This is a genomic window from Tessaracoccus sp. MC1627 (assembly GCF_014164725.1).
Taxonomy (GTDB): domain Bacteria; phylum Actinomycetota; class Actinomycetes; order Propionibacteriales; family Propionibacteriaceae; genus Arachnia.
This window is the reverse complement of record NZ_JACJGA010000006.1, coordinates 86,039-102,784: the sequence shown is the minus strand read 5'-3', so window position 1 is coordinate 102,784 and position 16,746 is coordinate 86,039. Positions and strand designations below refer to the sequence as shown.

At 67.4% G+C, this 16,746-nt stretch carries 14 protein-coding genes; 1 reads left to right on the top strand and 13 read right to left on the bottom strand.

The genetic code is table 11. The annotated features are described in order from the left end of the window. Positions 1-54: 54 nt before the first annotated feature. The gene (locus H5399_RS12865) at positions 55-1,599 is read left to right on the top strand and encodes a polysaccharide biosynthesis tyrosine autokinase (protein ID WP_182783161.1); all 1,545 of its coding nucleotides are present in this window, start codon (positions 55-57) and stop codon (positions 1,597-1,599) included. Here H5399_RS12865 and H5399_RS12860 read toward each other — a convergent pair. The 13 genes from H5399_RS12860 to H5399_RS12800 all read right to left on the bottom strand — a co-directional run bounded on the left by H5399_RS12860 (position 1,593) and on the right by H5399_RS12800 (position 16,598). Then, on the bottom strand, positions 1,593-2,768 hold the full coding sequence (locus tag H5399_RS12860) for an O-antigen ligase (RefSeq protein WP_182783162.1): 1,176 nt from the start codon (positions 2,766-2,768) through the stop codon (positions 1,593-1,595). The genes H5399_RS12865 and H5399_RS12860 overlap by 7 nt on opposite strands. Next, entirely contained in the window at positions 2,765-3,913 is a 1,149-nt protein-coding gene (locus H5399_RS12855; protein WP_182783163.1) for a glycosyltransferase, read from the bottom strand. The genes H5399_RS12860 and H5399_RS12855 overlap by 4 nt, the downstream gene beginning before the upstream one ends. Next, a complete protein-coding gene (locus H5399_RS12850) occupies positions 3,913-4,845 on the bottom strand; it encodes a glycosyltransferase family 2 protein (RefSeq protein WP_182783164.1) in 933 nt (310 codons plus the stop codon). Before H5399_RS12850 ends, H5399_RS12855 begins: the two co-directional genes overlap by 1 nt. Next, positions 4,845-5,873 carry a glycosyltransferase family 4 protein gene (locus tag H5399_RS12845; RefSeq protein ID WP_182783165.1) on the bottom strand — a complete coding sequence of 343 codons (1,029 nt, stop codon included), beginning with the start codon at positions 5,871-5,873 and terminating at the stop codon, positions 4,845-4,847. Before H5399_RS12845 ends, H5399_RS12850 begins: the two co-directional genes overlap by 1 nt. Continuing rightward, positions 5,870-6,913: a glycosyltransferase family 4 protein gene (locus H5399_RS12840; RefSeq protein WP_182783166.1), complete on the bottom strand. Its 1,044-nt coding sequence runs from the start codon at positions 6,911-6,913 to the stop codon at positions 5,870-5,872. The genes H5399_RS12845 and H5399_RS12840 overlap by 4 nt, the downstream gene beginning before the upstream one ends. 1 nt (position 6,914) lies before the next feature. Continuing rightward, the gene (locus H5399_RS12835) at positions 6,915-9,158 is read right to left on the bottom strand and encodes an N-acetylneuraminate synthase family protein (protein ID WP_182783167.1); all 2,244 of its coding nucleotides are present in this window, start codon (positions 9,156-9,158) and stop codon (positions 6,915-6,917) included. 91 nt (positions 9,159-9,249) lie between these two features. Further along, the gene (locus tag H5399_RS12830; RefSeq protein WP_182783168.1) at positions 9,250-10,140 is read right to left on the bottom strand and encodes a glycosyltransferase family 2 protein; all 891 of its coding nucleotides are present in this window, start codon (positions 10,138-10,140) and stop codon (positions 9,250-9,252) included. After that, on the bottom strand, positions 10,137-11,165 hold the full coding sequence (locus H5399_RS12825; RefSeq protein ID WP_182783169.1) for an RNA-binding protein: 1,029 nt from the start codon (positions 11,163-11,165) through the stop codon (positions 10,137-10,139). The genes H5399_RS12830 and H5399_RS12825 overlap by 4 nt, the downstream gene beginning before the upstream one ends. Then, complete coding sequence (locus H5399_RS18595; RefSeq protein ID WP_182783170.1) at positions 11,156-12,136, bottom strand: glycosyltransferase; 981 nt, start codon at positions 12,134-12,136, stop codon at positions 11,156-11,158. Before H5399_RS18595 ends, H5399_RS12825 begins: the two co-directional genes overlap by 10 nt. 23 nt (positions 12,137-12,159) lie before the next feature. Continuing rightward, positions 12,160-13,053, bottom strand: coding sequence for a glycosyltransferase family 2 protein (locus tag H5399_RS12815; protein WP_182783171.1), 894 nt, complete (start codon positions 13,051-13,053; stop codon positions 12,160-12,162). Next, positions 13,050-13,913 (bottom strand): glycosyltransferase family A protein, encoded by an 864-nt coding sequence (locus tag H5399_RS12810; protein ID WP_182783172.1) that lies wholly within the window; start codon positions 13,911-13,913, stop codon positions 13,050-13,052. Before H5399_RS12810 ends, H5399_RS12815 begins: the two co-directional genes overlap by 4 nt. Before the next feature lie 60 nt (positions 13,914-13,973). After that, on the bottom strand, positions 13,974-15,782 hold the full coding sequence (locus H5399_RS18590) for an ABC transporter ATP-binding protein (protein ID WP_182783173.1): 1,809 nt from the start codon (positions 15,780-15,782) through the stop codon (positions 13,974-13,976). Positions 15,783-15,962: 180 nt separating this feature from the next. After that, positions 15,963-16,598 carry a glycosyltransferase gene (locus tag H5399_RS12800; RefSeq protein ID WP_182783174.1) on the bottom strand — a complete coding sequence of 212 codons (636 nt, stop codon included), beginning with the start codon at positions 16,596-16,598 and terminating at the stop codon, positions 15,963-15,965. Positions 16,599-16,746 lie beyond the last annotated feature (148 nt).

The following is a 16,746-nucleotide window of genomic DNA, read 5'->3' as shown; positions in this document are numbered from 1 at the left end:
ATACTCGGGAGGACCGCGGGGCGGCACCCGCGATTATGTCCGGGGGTTCCGTACGTGACGCTCATCGAGTTCGTCCGCTTTCTGCGCCACGACGCGCGCCTGATCGCCATCATGACCCTCCTGGGCCTCGTGGCGGCGGCGGGCTACGCCTACCTGCAGCCGGTGGTGTACCAGTCGAGCGCAACGGGCATCGTCGTCGCCGGGGACAACACGAGCGTCGGCGGCGCCATGAGCGGCAGCGCGCTCGCGCAACAGCGCGCGGCGGTCTACGTGGCCTTGGCCGGGACGGCGGCCGTGCGGGACCGCGCCGCGGAGGCACCCTCCATCCAGGAGAACCCTTCGGCCGCCAACGGATCGATCAGCGCCAGTACTGTGACGGGCACGCCGCTGCTCACAGTCAGCGCCACCGGCGGTTCGGGTGAGGAGGCGCGGCTGCTGGCCGACGCCGGACTCGAGGCGCTCGCCGCCGAGGCGCTCGCCCTGGAGATGCGCACCCCCACTGAGGAGGGGACGCCGGCGAATCCGGACGATGTCGCGGTTCGGATCGCGACATACAGCCCCGCCTCCGCATCCTCCGAGCCGGTCTCGCCGAACTGGCTTCGACTCCTCCTCATCGGGACCGGCGCCGGGCTCGGGCTTGGGTTGGCCGTTGCCTTCGCCCGCTCGAAGCTGGACGTGAGGGTGCGCACTATGGCGGACGTCGAGGCTGAAACCGGGCACGGAGTCCTCGGTGTGATCCCGGACACCAAGGAACTGTCCGAGGCGCGCACCGGGGCTCGGATCAGCCTGTCCAAGCTCGGTCCGGCCGGAGAGGCGCTGCGCCAGCTCCGCACCAACCTGCGCTACGTCAACATCGACTCGCCGCCCAGATCGATCGTGGTCACGTCGGCGAACCCGGGCGAGGGTAAGTCCACCATCTCATCCACCCTCGCAGTGTTGATCGCGCGGTCGGGGCAGCCCGTGGTGCTCATCGATGCCGATCTGCGCAAGCCGGTGCAGCACACGATCTTCGGCGCGGACAACGCGATCGGGCTTTCGCAGGTGCTCGTGGGTGACGTGTCCGTGGACGACGCGTTGCAGCGCACGAGCGAGCCGAATCTCATGGTCCTCACCTCGGGCAAGGTACCGGCCAACCCTTCGGAGATGGTGGGCTCGCGGCGCATGAAGACGCTTCTGGCGGGCCTCTCAAAGCACTACTTCGTGATCACCGATGCGCCGCCGATCCTGGCGGTCACCGACGCTGGCCTCCTGACGGCGTCCACCGACGGGGCGGTTCTGGTTGCTCGGGTGGGGAAGACGCACAAGGAGCAGTTACGGATGGCGACGAAGCTGCTGAAGCAGGTGGGTGGCTCGGTACTGGGCACGGTTCTGCATCGAGCGCATCGCAAGAGCATGGGTGATGTGGTGTACGGCGCCGGACACGGCGGCGCTTATCAGGCCTACTACGGCACCGGAGACACCCTGCTCACCGAGGAGGACACCGCGCCCATCACGGTCCGACGCGCCGCAGCCCCGTCAGAGCCCCTCGCTCGCATTCCCGGTGACGTCACTCCGCCGGTGACTGTTCCACGCTCCGCGAAGCGCAGCGCAGGTCACTGACCTCCGTCCGCCTCCGCTGCAATCCGCTCACGCGCCGCTCCGTGATAGGCGAGGTAGAGACCCAGAGCCACGGCAATCGGCGGGCTGGTCAGGGAAAAGCCAATGTTGAAGGAACAGATAAGGCCGCAGATGAGCGCGCCCTCGGCCCAGACAGGTCGGTCCTTCGCGGGTAGCTGGTGAAACATGAGGAAGACGCCGACGATCAGGGCGATCAGAAGGCCCATGGCGATGAGGCCGCCCTCGGTCTGCATCGCCCGGTAGCTGTTGTGGAAGAACAGGGTGGTGCCCCTGATCTGTACCTCCGCCGTGCCAAGCCCCTGGCCGAGCCATCCCGCATCCCGAACCATCTGCTGTTCGGCAAGAGCGAGGGCCGCGCGGAGGTCGTCCGAGCCTGAGCGTTCGGTGAACCAGCCCCGTTCTTCCGCCAAGGCATCCATCCAGGCGTAGAGAGCCGCGGACACTCCGAGAGTCGCGACACTGAGCAGGCGATTAATCCGCGGCGCGAACCACACCCAGAGGGTGGCGACTGCGTAGGCGAACAGCGTCGTCCGAGAGACGGTCAGGAGCACCCCGATGCCCACCACGGCCCAGAACGCCAGGCGGGCACGGCGGGTGCGCAGTGACTGGATGACCGCGAATCCAAGCGTCGTGAGCACGTAGCCCGCCGCGTTCGGGTCCCCCAGCACGCCGGTGAGCCTGCCCTCGTAGCTGCTGCCTGGAATGAGCGCGGCGCTGAAAGCCAGGGCGATGATCATGCCTATCACCACCCCCCTGGTGACCGAGCGGACGTGCAGGCGGCCGGCGCCGAGGACGGCGGCGACGGCGAAGAGGGTGATGATGTTGAGGGAGCGCCGGAGCTCGTCGAGGCCGTGCATCCAGAGCGTCCAGCCCACCAGCCAGAGCACGAGCCCCGTCCCGGCCAGCGAGACCAGGACGCTGCCCGCCTTCCAGCGTGCGCCCGCCCAGACGCCTATGCCTACCAATGCGGCGCAGGCGAGGGTGTTGACCGGAAGAGTCAGGGCAGGGATGAGGAACTCAACCCCTCGCACGGGGATGAGCATGCCTAGGAGGAACACTGGGATGACGATGTCGCCCCACTCCTCCAGCCAGCGGTTCTCCCTTGGTGAGTCCGCGTCAGGAACAGCCAGGGTGGTGTCCGTGGTACTCACCGTGGCCTCCCGTCTTCCGTGCTAGCCCACGAGTGTGGCACAAGCTCGGCGACGTGCCGCCTCAAGGCCGCGGCGAAGTGCGACTCGTCGAATGCGGTGGCATGTGCGCGGATCTGGGATGCGTCCCACGCCCGGCCGGTGTTGCCCCGGACGGCGTCGCCGATCGCCCCGGCCGTGGGGGCATCGAAGAACGCGCCGGTGACCCCAGCGACGACGGTGTCGAGGTAGCCGCCAGCGCGGAGGGCGAGCGTCGGCGTCCCGAGGGCCGCGGCCTCGAGGGGGGTCAGGCCGTAGTCCTCGAAGCTGGGCGCGATGAGCGCCGCGGCTTGGCCGTATGCCCAGGCCAGCTCCCCGTCGGTGAGGCCCTCGAGCATCCTCACGTTGACCGGGAGGTCGCGGCGAAGCTCCTCGGACAGCGGCCCGCGGCCGACGATGGCCAGTCGTTCCATTGGCAACTCGCGGAAGGCGGCGATCACCTTGTCCACGTTCTTGTAGGGCAGCAGGCGGGACACCACCAGGTAGAAACCCTCGTCCCAGTCGGCGAGCGCGGCGATGGGGTGGGGGGCGACGGCGGAGTTCACAGCCGGCGGAGCCGGCACCACGGTCGCGTCGATGCCGTAGACGTCGCTGATCCGCTGCCTCACGACGGTGGAGTTCGCCAGGTAGCGGTCCGCGGAGCGGGCGGCCCGCTGATCCCAGTGCACCAGCTTCGGACGGAGGGCGGAGAGCAGCCATCCGACGGGCGACTTCGCCGGCGCCCCGCCGAGGTAGTCCTCGGCCAGGTACAGGAAGCGAGCGGGGGAGTGGCAGTACACGAGCTTCCTGCCGGTGGTGCGGAAGCCATGGGCGAAGCCGGTGGTGGAGACCAGCAGCACGTCGGCGTCGATGACCGGAGCCCGGTCGATCGCGCCCTGGTATAGCGGGAGGCCGAAGCGGTGGTCACGTTGGAGGGCCGCCAGGTTGTTGAGGGGCAGCGTCATGACCCGGGCGTCGCGCAATTCGGGGAACGTGGTCTCGGGGTTGTACACGGTGGTGTAGAGGGTCGCGTCGGGGAAGGCGCGCAGCATCGCCAGCGCGACGCGCTCAGCGCCGCCGCGCTGGGTGAAGTAGTCGTGCGCGATGGCCACGCGGGGACGGGCTGCCATTACACCTCCAACGACACTTGGTGGGCGTTGCGGTACCCCGCGAGCGCCGCCGACTCCACCGTGAGGGCCACGAGCTTACGGGCCACGGGCGACGGAAGGAGTCGGGCCGCCGCATCAGCCAGAGCCGCGAGCATCTGCACGAGCGGGGCGTTCAGCGCGCCGCCGAGCCCCAGGACCAGACGGTTCCACGCGCTCGGGTCGAGATCGGTGGGATCCCCGAGGACCCCGACGCCGTGCCGAGCCTCGAAGATGCGCCTCGCGGCTCCCGAGTGGAAGGCGCGGTTGCTGCGGATCCTCGTCGTCACCGCCGCCATGTGGTGTGGGGTCTCCAGATTCTCCACCAGTCGGACCGGGTAGCCCGCCTGATGGATGCGGTACCCGTAGTCAACGTCCTCAAAGCCGTAGGCCCGGTAGTCGGCGCTGTAGGCCCCGACAGCCTCGTGGACGGGGCGGGTGACGGAGACGTTTCCCCCCCAGTAGCGCCACTGCTTGGCTGGGTCCGTGGCGTACGCCTGCGACCGGAATCTCTGGTCGGTTGGCTGCCCGTAGACGCGCCAGTAGGGGGTCACGGCCGACACGTTGAGGGGGAGCCCGATTGCTCCGCCGGGCGAGTCGGAGTGGGCGGCCTTGTGCAGCCGCACGTAGCCGGTTCCGGGCTCCAGGTCGTCGTCGCACCGAATCAAGACGTCGCCGTCGGCGGCCTCGAAGCCGGCGTTGAGCGCCGCGACCCGGCCGCGGTTCTCCGGGAACACGATGGCCCGAACCGGGAGGTGCTGGTAGCGGGCGAGGACTTGCTCGGACCCGTCGACGTCGCCGTCCACCACCACGATCGCCTCCCACTTCGGATCGTCCTGAGCGGCGAGGGCGTTCAGCAGCCGGGGCAGGCGCGAGGCGCCACCACGACTGGGGATCACGATCGACGCGAGTGTCATCAGCGGGCCTCCAGCGAGTCCAGCAGGGCCCCGAAGCGCTCCGTCCCGGCGCGAGGTGAGAACTCCTCCTCCCAACGTGCCCGGGAGCGTGAGATCTGCTCGGCGGGATAGGCGGTGGCCGCCGCCCGGATGGCCGCGGCGAGGGAGTTGGCGTCGCCCGCCTTGGCGATGAACCGGGGGTCGTGGTCGGTGACCTCCGCCAGGGCCCCGGCGTCGGAGATCACGAACGGGATTCCCGCCGCCATGGCCTCGGCCGCGACGAGGCCGAACGACTCCGGGAACACCGAGGGGAACACGGCCAGGTCCACCTTGGAGAAGAACTCACCGCGGTCGACCCAGCCGAGGAACTCGGTGGGCGGGTCCAGCGCGGCGAGTGCGGCCGCGGTGTCGTCGGCGTCCGACTCGCTCGTGAACCGGGAGGCGCCCCCCACGATCACCTGGTAGCGCCCCGGGTCGGACGCGTTGAGCGAGGCGACGACTCGAGCCAGCACGCGCGCGCCCTTCTCGCTGGTGAGCCGCCCCAGGAAGCCGAGCCGGATCGGCCGGTCGGCGGGAGTGGCCGGCGGCGGAAGGGGCTCCAGGGCGAGGGACTCCGTCCAGTTGGGCAGGACGCGGAGGTGCCCGCCCAGCTGCGAGTTCATCCACTGCGACGGCACCACGACGGCGGTCGCGCGCCGCACTGCGATGGCAGCGAGGGCGCCCATCGGCCCGACCGGCAGCGAGTGGAGGTGCACGACCCGGTTGGGCAGCAACGACGTGGCGAAGGCCGGCTTCAGCCCGTTGCACCAGAGCAGCTCCGGCCGGGACTGGCGCGCCCACCGTCGGAGGTTGGCCAGGTAGCTGGGCGTGGAGCCGGCGTGAATCGTGACGGTTCGGAAGTCGTCGGCCATGGCCGCCTCCGCGAGGGCCCCCCCGGGGGTGACCACCTCGACGTCGCGCCCCAGTGCGCGCGCCGCCCTCGCCATCGCCAGCAGCATCACCTCGCCGCCGCCTATGTCGCCGTGGTTGGCCGCGAAGCTGATCCTCATCCGATGACCTCTTCGTACACCGCCGCGATCTGGGCGGTCATGTCGGCGACCGAGGGCCAGCCGCCGGGGAGCGTCGGGCGCCGGTCCACCTGAAGCGCCTGCTCGCGGAGGAGCGCCGCTACGCGCTCGACGTCGTCGCCGTCGGCCATGCAGTGGCCAGGCAGAATCTCCGGGTTGCCGCCGACGGGGGTGGCGACGACGCCCAGGCCGTGGACCACGGCGTCTAGGACCGAGTACGAGGCGTTCTCCCACGCCGACAGCTGCACCAGAACGTCGTGGTCGGCGAGTGCGTCCTCCGGCTCCAGGTAGCCCGGGAAGGTGACCCGGTCGGCGAGGCCGAGGTCGTGGGCCAGCGAGACGGCCTCTGCTCGAGCGGGCCCGTCGCCCGCGACGGTGAGGGTCGCGGCGGGGAGGTCGCCGGCGAGGCGCGCGAAGGCCCGGAGAGTGTCCGGGATGCGCTTCTCGGGGGCCAGCCGCGCGAGGCTGAGGAACCTCGTGCCGGGCTCGCGGGGCTGGCACTGCGGGCGGTCGACGCCGTTGAGGACGACGTGGATCGGCGGGGTGGGTCGCCAGGCGCGGATCATCTCACGCTTGGTCGACTCGCTGACGGCGATGAGCGCGTCGTAGCGACGGGATCGGGCGTGGTGAAGTGCTCGGCGGACGAGCGCCTTGGCCCGGCCGCTGTGGTAGAGCCGGTCGTCGGCCGCGATGCCGTGTTCGGACGACACCAGGTGCGTGGGCAGGCCGAAAGCCGCGGCGGGGACGAGGAAGTCGGCCCGCGCGAGGTGGGTGTGGACGACGGCGGGCTTCAGGTCGAGGATGATCGTCCTCAGCTGGCGGACCGCCTGGACGGGCGAGCTGTCGAGGGGTAGGACGTGGGTGGGGACGCCCAGCTGCGCCAGCCTGTCGAGCACGGGGCCGGCCGGAGCGGCGACGGTGAGGGCGTATCCGGGAATGCCCACGCGGGCCGCGTCGAGGATCTTGCGTGAGACGCCCGCCAGGTTGCTGACCGGGGTGACCCACAGTGCTCGCCTGGTCACGTCAGAACCACTGTTCCAACCGTTCGAGGGCGGTCCAGAACCCGGCGCCGCCGTCGGTGTGGCCCATCCAGATCTCGGGGATGAAACCAACGCCGGGAGAGAGGTCGTCGAGTTGCCTCGCGAGCAGCGGCCAGTCGACCTCGCCGTCGCCGATCTGCGGGCCCTCGCCGTCGACGCCCTCGGCGTCGACGATGTGCAGGTGCTCGGTGAGCGGGGCGAGCTTCTCGACGTAGGTGCTGAACGGCAGCTTGTGGAAGGTGGCCGCGAGCTTCGAGTGCGAGATGTCGAGCGTGATCCGCTGGCCGTACTGCTCGCAGAAGTCGACCGTGTCGTCGAGCCCCATGAACAGGTTGTGGTACTGCTGGCCGCCCATCAGCCACGGGTAGGGCGGCAGGGTCTGGGCGGTGAGCCGGACGTCGGCGGTGTCGAGGCGTTCGATCGCCTGGGCGATCCGCGCGTACATGGCTGGGCGCTCGCCGGGGTCGACGAAGCCGTCGGCGGTGAAGCCGCCCATCGTGGCGATGACGACCGGGGGCTCGTCCTGGGTGAAGTAGGGCGTCAGGTGCCGGGTGAGGTCGATGACCCGCTGCGTCTCGGCGATCGAGCGTTCCCAGACGACGTCGTCGGGGCTGGCGAGGTTGACGATGAAGTCGCCGGCGTACAAGTCCGGCAGGTGGACGGTGAAGCCGTACGGCAGGCGTCCGGCGAAGATCTCGTCGACGTCGAGCTCCACGTCCTTGTAGGACAGGTGGAACTCGACGAAGTCGGGGTTGGTGCCCTCGGCGAGCTTCGCGAAGTCGTGGTACCTCACGGGCAGACCCCAGGGCCGCCGGAAGGAGTAGTTCCGCTTGCCGACGGGGGCGTCGCTGAGGTCGCCCGCGTAGAAGAAGTCGCCCTCCTCGATCGCCCGGCCCGCCGTGCGCCCCAGGAGCTCGTGGAGCTTGTTGGGCTGCAGGCCGCGGCCGGGGGACTTGACCGTGACGTCGTCGCGCCCGATCCGCTCGCCCACGTTGATGCGGCGGGTGGCGACGAGCGACTTGGCGAGGTTGACACGGTTCATCGACTCGCCGGTGGAGACCACGCGGGCGCTTCCGTTGCCGAGCGACTCCTCGAGCTCACGGATGCGCGCCACCATGGCCCGGAACTCGCCGGGGAGGAGGGAGACCCTGTGGTCGTTGCCCTCGAGGCTCTGGTCGGTGGTGAAGTGCTTCTCGATGATCCGGGCGCCCATCGCGACGGCGGCCAGCGGCACGTGGTAGCCGCGCTCGTGGCCGGAGTAACCGACGGGCCCGCCCGCGATCTCCGCGAGGCGGGACAGGTACCGCAGGTTGATGTCCTTGAACGGGGCCGGATAGGTGCTCTGGCAGTGGAGCATGGCGAAGGGCGAGCCGGACGAGCGCAGGAGGTCGGCGGCCTCGATGATCTCGGCCTCGGTGCTCATCCCCGTCGAGACGATGAGCGGGAGCCCGGTCGCGAACATCTCGTCGAGGAGCGTGTGGTTGGTCATGTCGGCGGAGGCCACCTTGAGGCCGGGGACGCCGTAGTCGGCCAGCACCTTCACGCTGGGCGAGTCCCACGGGGTGCACAGGACGTCGACGTCGACGGCTCGGCAGTGGTCGAACACCTCGACCATCTGCTCGGCGCTCAGCGAGTACTTCGCGAGCAGGTTGAGCGTGTACTGCGCGCCCAGATCCTCGCCGCCGCTGGCGGCGCCGGTCTGCCGGTACAGGGCGTCCATGTCACGGAGCTGGAACTTCACGACATCGGCGCCGGAGTCGACGGCGAGGTCGACCAGCTCCTTGGCGAAGTCGACGTCACCCTGATGGTTGTTGCCGATCTCGGCGATGATCAGCGTCGGGTCCTCGGCGGAGACGCGGTGGCGGCCGATCTGGAGGGCGCGGCGGTCGTTGCTGGCGACGGCGACCAGGCGGCCTTGGTCGTCGAGCAGTGGCACGTGGCTGATGGCACCTGTGATGAGCGCCGAGATCTGCTGGTGCGGGTCGTCGATCCGGGCGCGGACGCAGGAGGCGTTCGCGGGCTGCCGACTCGGGGAGTCGAGGAGGGCGTCTGGGGTTGCGATCAGCCAACGGCGCACGTCGCCGTCGGTGAGCGAACCCACTAGATGTCCGTGGTTGTCGACGACGAAGACGATGCGTGACTTGTTGGCGTCGATCCGTCTGAGGGCGCTGAGCAGCGGCTCGTCATCGCGGACCAAGTACTGGCCCACACGGCGCTCGATGATCATCTAGCGGCCCCCCCGCGAGCTGGTCGTTCATGCCCCTCGTTGAGGGGATCACTCCCATGGTGGCACAAGTTGGTTGCGTGCGGCTTCAGCGTTACTTCCGCTGGGTCTTCGCCGACCGCGGGGGAGGCCCGTACTTGAGGTACCCAACCATGAATCCACAGGCGTCGATGAAGTGCCTCACGTGGCGGCTGCGAGTTGATGCGCCGGGTCGGGCCAGGCGCACTGGCAACAGTGCTGTGGTGCGCGCCAGGTGCGCAACCGTGCCGGGGAGCGTGAATCCCTGGTACGCCCCAGGATGACGATGGGCCATGGCCACCCGTGCCTGGGCGATGAGGAACTCCTTCTTGATGGCTTTGGTCTTTGGGGAGATGGAGAAGTAGACGACGGCTTCGGGGCAGTACGTCATGGGGAAGCCTGCCTCCTGGGCACGCCAACAGATGTCGACATCCTCGAACCCGTAGCGCGGGAGAGTCTCGTCGTATCCGCCGATCGCGTCGAAGCAGCTCCTGGTGATCGCCAGGTTGCAGTTGCCGCCATGGGGGAGATAGGGAGTTCGCGTGAGCCCGTGGGGGAAGGTGTCAGGCTTCGGCTCCCCTCGAGGGCTCACCCCCTCGATTCGACCCCCCAGGATCCCGTCGCCAGAGAGGCAGTCGGCGATGGCCTTGACCCACGCCGGATCTACCCGGTCGTCCGCGTCACAGTAGGCGATGATCCGGCCTGTCGTCGTCATGGCGCCGACGTTGCGGGCGTACGGGATGTTGCGGCGTTCGTGGGCCTCGATTGCGAGCTTCCGAGTCGGTGCGCCGGGTCGGGATTGCCACTCCGCGATGAGTGTGGGGGTGGCGTCGGTGGACCCGTTGTCGACGACAAGGACGTCGAACGGCGGGTGGCCCCGCTGAGCGTCCAGGGCGTCGAGTTGTCGTCGAATCGTCGCCGCCCCGTTGAGCACGCAGATCACTACGGACACCTCGACCCGGGTCATGGGCGCTCTCCTTCGAACAGGTGGGCGATCCGCGTGCTCGCCGAGACGCCACCGATAGAAGTCAATGGCGACTGGGGTGTCGGCGTCATCCCCCACCTCGACATCGCGTACCGCTCCCAGAACTCCTCCAGCCATTGTGGGGGATCGAGGTGAAAGACCCACGCGGGGATTCCGCGCGCGGCCGCCTCCAGCACCCCGGTGGAGAAAGCGCTGACCACGGGGCGGTCGACGTCGCTCAACCGGGCCGCGTCGTCGAACTGCATGCCGGCGCGTCTCCAGGCCGCGTGCTGAAGACGCGACAGCTTGTCTTCCTCGCGGGGATGAGGCCGGTACCAGCAGCCCGTCTCGCGCCAGAAGGCGGTGACGGATCGCGCCATTGACCTGCGGGACAGCTCGGCGCCGTGGAGCTGGCCGAGGAAGACGGGGGTCTCGAAGCGGCTCACGTGACGAGCGGGCGCGCTGGCCGCAGCTTCGAGCAACGGTGATCCCGTCACCACGAAGCTGAGGTCGGGCCGCCCCTGTCCGAGGAAAGAGGCGTCCTCCTCGGACCAGACCGCCACACGGGAGTTCCGTGGAGGGGGAGGTGAGAAGGGGGTCAGGAGGCCGTGCTGGACCACGAGCTGCCCCCGCTGTTCACGTTGGGCGAGGCCGTGCGCCCATGCCCCGGTCCCGAGGTGGTCGCCGATGGAGGCGACCGCCCTGACGGACGGCCAGACCTCGTCGATCGATCCGAGCTCGGTCCACTCGCCGCCCAGCTTGAGGTGGACGCCCTCAGGATGAGCGACGACCGCCCCCAGGTCCGTGGCGGTCTCGAGCGGCTTGATCAGGGCGTGGTCGTTCGTTGGGGAGTCAGAGTCGCACGCCACAAGAATCGTCGGGTCCGCTCCTCGAACCCAGAAACGGCGTGCGGGCTGTGGGGCTGGCGAGCGGCGGAGGGAGCGGGCGCGGTCCTTCAACACGTGCAGGCGTCGCCGGGATTGCTGCCAGCGGCGCCAGGAGTCCAGGTCCGAGTACTTCAGGCCCACAGCTGCGCCACCTTCGCCGCGCGGTGCGCCCATGTGTGCTCTGCGAGGGTGCGCTTGCGCCCAGCCAGGCGTAGGGCGTCGCCCCACCTGTCGTCCCGAATGGCGCGCTCGCACAGCTCCAGCAACTCGGCCTCATCGTGGAAGACGGCGACCTCCTTGCCCGGCTCGTAGAAGTCGGAGACGTCGTCCCGGTCGATGAGCTGCACGCCGCCGACGCCCGGCACCTCGAATGTCTTCATCGTGAAGCCGTCCTGATCCCCGTGAATGTTGATCGCGGCCGGCGCGCCTGCGGTCAGCGCATACCCATCCAGCCGGCTGATGTCACGGGAGGACGGGACGTCGGGTCGGCTGATCTGCCAGGTGCGGGCGCGGTCGAGGAGGTGGCGCGACCAGTCGCGTCCGAACGCGCGAAGCGGCACACCACGGGCCGAGAGATGGGTGAGAAGCTCCTCTCGACGTGGATAGCGCGCGCCAATGAAGACGACCTCGTTGGCGTGGCGCGGCGCGGGTGACATGGCCGGGTCGAACGCATTGGGTAGGTGGAGGCAGTCACGGCCCGAAGCGATGAAGGCGGCGGTGTCCAGCGGGGAGTAGGACATCAGGTGGTCGTACCGGTCGAGCGAGTCGTCCGTATGAGACGTGCGTCGCACCTCGTCCCAGAGCCAGACGATCTTCTTCGAGCCCACCTCGTCCAACGCCGCGAAGACAGACTCACCGAACTGATCCCCTCGAATCACCAGCGTGACGTCCGGCCGATGAGCCCGGATGGCCTGTGCGGTGCCCGCCGTGACGGTCGCGTTCACGCGGTCTTTCCTGACGCCAGCCTTGGCCGGAAGCTCGTGCAGCGCCTTGTACGCCACCTTGTCGAGGAGGCGGTCCTTTCGGTCGTAGAGGTGGGAGTTGATCTCGAACCCGCAGCTGCGGAAGCCATCCTCGATCGACCGCCAGTAGCCGTGGAAGACGGGGCTCACCAAGAGGAGTCGAGGGCTGGTCCTCATATCCGGGTCCAGACGAGCGACAACTCTTCGCGTGCAACGGTCAGCGGCTGGACGTCGATTCCTCGTAGCCGCCGAATGCTGTTCCATGCGAAGTTGATGAACGTAGCCACGGTCAGTGCGACGCGGAGACGCCTCAACCCTCCCCACTTCTCTGCGTACCGCAGCTGGGAGGTGACGAGCCAGCACCGGCGCTTGGCGGGGTCCGACGATCCGCCGCCCTCGTGGACGACGGAGACAGCGGGCAGGTAGACCCGCTTCAGGCCGCGAGCGGCCAACCTGCGCTGCAGGTCGATCTCTTCCGAATTCATGTGGAAGCTTTCGTCCATCCCACCCACCGCACGAAAGTCCGCAGTGGGAACCAAAAAAGCCGCCCCGACGAGCCAATCGACCTCGACGGGCTGGGTGGTGGTGAGGGTCCGAGGATTATGGCCCAAGAGTCGCTGGAACCACACGCGTTGGTGCCAGCGCGCCAGCGGCGTGAGCCACTCCAGAGTCTGGTTGGCGATACTCGGCCAGGAGCGTGCGGTGTGGTCGACGCGCCCGGCGGGCGTCACCACTCGGGGAGCGGTCACCGCCGGCTGCCATGGTGCGCTCGCGTCGATCAGCGAGGAGATGAATGTCGGATCGATCTCCAGGTCGCTGTTGAGAATCAGAAGGTAGTCGCCGGTGGCCACCGCAGCGCCGCTGTTGACCGCCGAACCGAAGCCGCCGTTCTCAGTCCGCCTCACCAGTTTGTATGCGCCCGAGGGAGGGAACGGTACGGGTGAGCAGTCGTCGCTGACGATGATCTCCAGTCGGAGAGGGCCGGCTTGGTCAGTTAGCTGGTTGACCAAGGCGAGCGTTGGTTCGGGCGCCCCATAGTGTGGAATCACCACGCTGAGCAGATTCATAGGGGGCTCCTCCCCAAGCTGATGGAGTGATAGAAGCGTGACGCCTGGAACGCGGCGGCCGCAATGGCCGGCCTGACCTGACCCGCGGCGACGGCTCTAGGTAGCTGCTTGGCCCATTCCCAGAACCAGCGAACGGATGTTTTGTCCGATGCGGGGGGTGGGATGTCTGGATTCTGCCGGTGCTTGTTGTACAGCATTACGTGCGCCTTGCCGTATCGAAGCTGTTGGCGAATCGCTGACCTGAGATCGTCGCGTTGGTAGTAGTCCACCGCAGCCCCCTGGGCATGACCGATGCGAAGGCCCAGCTCAATTGCTCGCCAGCCAAGATCCACGTCCTCTTGGCCAAGAGAGAGGGATTCGTCGAAGCCGCCGACGGCTTCGAACGCCCCCCTCCGTATGCCGATGTTGCCACCGGGGGCGTAGGAGCGGTAATTCATGGAAGTGGGGACGTTGTTCCCGTTCCAGATGGTGTCGCGGTTGGGAGCGCCCGGGTGCCTCAAGTGGAGTGGCCCGGTGACGATGTCATGGGTTGCCAGGCCCGTGCGCATCGCGCCCACCCACTCTGGGTGGACCACATCGTCGCCGTCACAGATGAGGATCATCGGTTCATCGGTAGCCCGCGCGGCCACGTTTCGTGCGTGCGCCACCCCCGGTTTCTCCGAGGAGTCCACCACGCTGATCCCGCCTCTGAATCGGGCTCCCCAGCCCGAAGCCAGCAGGACAGTCGCGTCCGTCGAGCCGTTGTCGCTGACCACAACCTTGAAATTCAGATCGGTCTGGTTGTTCAGTGCGGTCAACTGCCGCGGGAGACGGCTGGCCTCGTTCTTGCACGGGATGATGACGACGATGTCGACGGTCACTGGCATCACCGGTTCGGTCGGGCGCCTGAGGGACGCGAGGCGAGATGTTGTCTCTTGAGCCTAGTTCAACTGGCCGAGCCGGACGAGGTTGGCGAACTCCTCGTTCGATTCCACCAGTTCGGCCATGGTGCCGCGTGCCGCGATCCTTCCCTGCGAGAAGAAGAGGATCTGGTCGGCATGCTTGACGGTGGACAGCCGATGGGCGACGACCACGATCGTGACCTTCCCATGGAGGCCCTTGAGGGTCTGCGTGATCCGGGACTCTGTTTCGTTATCGAGCGCCGACGTTGCCTCGTCGAGGATCAGCACTTGTGGCTGACGATAGAGCGCACGCGCAATGCCGATGCGTTGCCTCTGTCCGCCCGAGAGGCGAAGCCCCTGCTGGCCGAGGAGGCTGTGGATCCCCTCAGGCATGTCCGCGACGAAGTCGTCGAGCTGGGCTAGGTGGAGAGCCTCTCGAACGCGCCCATCATCTATCTCACCCTCCTCGAAACCGAAGGCGACGTTTTCGCGGATGGATCTCGGCATGGCGAAGACGTCCTGAGCCACCATTCCGAGCTGCTGCCACCACGCAATGGGGTGATCGTGGATGCTTACTCCGTCGACGGTCATCGATCCTTGATCCGGAGTGAAGAGGGCCAGCAGCATGTCCACGAATGTGGTCTTGCCTGCGCCGCTGGAGCCGACCAAGGCCACGGTGTGGCCTTTCGGAATCACGCCGGAGACTCGGTCCAGAACGGGTTCATCCGCATCGGGGAACGTGAATGTGACCTGGTCGAACACGATATCGGCCATGGGAAATGAGTGAGTATCACTGCCCGCTTGAGTCGGCCGCGGTTCCAGCCGCAGGGTTCGGATCTCGTGTGTGAGAGCGCGCAGACTAGGAAGCGCGGTGCGGATGCGCCCCAGGGTAGCTACAGCTCGGTTGAGAGAAGGAACAATCCGCAACGAACCGACTGCGAAGACTCCCAGAAACGCGAATGCTTCCTCCTGGCTTGACGTGAGGAAGAGGAACCCGGCAACAACCATGATGCCAAGGATCATGAGGAGTTCAAGAACCAATCGCGGCACCTCGCCCAGCACGCCCACGCTGCGGTTGGCCACACTGGCGTCGTATCTTGTGGAGGCGTAGTCCCGTGAGAAACGAGCGCTCGCGTTGGCGATGCGCGCCTCTTTGAATCCGTCGATCGCAGGCTGCAGGAAGAACCAACTCTTGACGTTCGCGACACGGGCTGTCTCACCGAGCCTGAGTTGAGCCCTCTTCAAGACAGCTTGAAGAACCCATGCTGCTCCGCCGAAGAACACCAGGGCCACCAAGGTTGCGTTTGGGGAGACCATGAGCAAGGCGGCCATGACCGCGAACGCTGAGAAGATGTCGACGGCGAGGAGAATCACATCGCCTGCAGTGGCGAAAGCCCCTGGCACGTAGCCCGTCATTGTCTGGTAGATGTCGTCCCGTTTGCGTTGACGGTGCGACACCCATGGTGACGTTGTGTACAGCGTTAGCATTGAATAGCTGGCATCTGACGTCGCCCTCGCGACGACCCCTAGGTTCCACCATCTGAAGGCCATAGCTCCCAGATTCTTCAGCAGGATCGTGACGACTACGGCGACGAGGATAGTGATGAGCAATCCTTGCTGGTCCCGAAGGCCGGTGACGTTACCGATCCAACGCAGAACCGCTGAGTCTTCGGGAGTCATGCCACTGATGACCTGCATGAGTGGCAGTGTGATGACGACCGCTACGAGGTCGAAGGCTGCGATCGCCAGGGATCCAATCAGGATGCCAAGTAGCTTGGGGCGCATCCTCCAAGGTACGAGAGTGAACGCGAGGCGCAGGTCTGCTAGGACTTCACGAATCTCGCGCACTGGCCCTCCCCCCGTGTCGGGCGGGGTCGTCACAACAGCACTGCGGGGTATGTCGTCGCGTCATCGGAAGTCCTTGAGGTCTGATCGGAGCTTCGGTCGAGCATGCGGTGATCACTGGCGCCACCCCTCCGTCGCCTAGCCGTCCTGGTAGCCGATGGTAGTACGACCTATGGCAACCCCTCACGCCGGCGAGTCTGACTGCGGCGCGGGTAGCCCATGGGCCCGCAGTTGTCTGGTGAAAGCGATCCACATGTTGTCGTAGTCGTGGTTCGTGCGGACGTGGATGCCCGCGGCCGCCGCGAGGGCCTCTCGGCGGGTTCGGTTCGCAAGGAGGGAGGCTAGTGCCTCACCCCAGCCGTTGGAGTCCCCGGGAGAGATTAGGACGGCATTGTCTTCTGAGAAGTACTCCTTGAGTGGGGTCGTCCCAGTAACAGCGAGAGCAGCGCCCGCCGCTGCGGCGTCCAGAGCCACAGATTGACCAGTGGGATAGGCAAGTTCTCGGGTTGGGACGGCCACGATCTTTGACCGGCGCATCATGTGGCGATAGCGATCGTAGGGAACCACCCCATGAACTCTCACGTTCGACGGGACTTGGAGGCCCTCGAGATTCCTGGGGCTGCACAGAAGGTCCACGGTGACGGGGAGCCTGCTAATGCCCGCGAAGAAGGTCTCGTAGTCTCGCCCCGCGTCGAACCCGGCCGCGAGAACATCAATGTCTCGTTCCAACTCCGGCCCCGCGAACAGTCCGGGCGCGCAGCCGAAGGGGATGGGGGCTACCTGGTCCTCCCGAAAGCCCGCATCGACCAAGATATCCACTTGATTGCGGCTCAACGGCAGCAAGAGATCCGCCCCGCCATACTGGCGCACAAGGCGTTGTCGACCCTCCGGGGGAGCTTGACGGATCCATTCGCTCAGCCAGCAAGTGATCATGACCATGGGGTGATCGCCGTAGGGTGGAACACGG

Bases quoted from the DNA above. Each gene is read 5' to 3' on its own strand.
- H5399_RS12855 (WP_182783163.1), bottom strand. From the start codon at position 3,913: ATGGCAGCCCGTCCCCGCGTGGCCATCGCGCACGACTACTTCACCCAG.
- H5399_RS12850 (WP_182783164.1), bottom strand. From the start codon at position 4,845: ATGACACTCGCGTCGATCGTGATCCCCAGTCGTGGTGGCGCCTCGCGC.
- H5399_RS12845 (WP_182783165.1), bottom strand. From the start codon at position 5,873: ATGAGGATCAGCTTCGCGGCCAACCACGGCGACATAGGCGGCGGCGAG.
- H5399_RS12835 (WP_182783167.1), bottom strand. From the start codon at position 9,158: ATGATCATCGAGCGCCGTGTGGGCCAGTACTTGGTCCGCGATGACGAG.
- H5399_RS12830 (WP_182783168.1), bottom strand. From the start codon at position 10,140: ATGACCCGGGTCGAGGTGTCCGTAGTGATCTGCGTGCTCAACGGGGCG.
- H5399_RS12815 (WP_182783171.1), bottom strand. From the start codon at position 13,053: ATGAATCTGCTCAGCGTGGTGATTCCACACTATGGGGCGCCCGAACCA.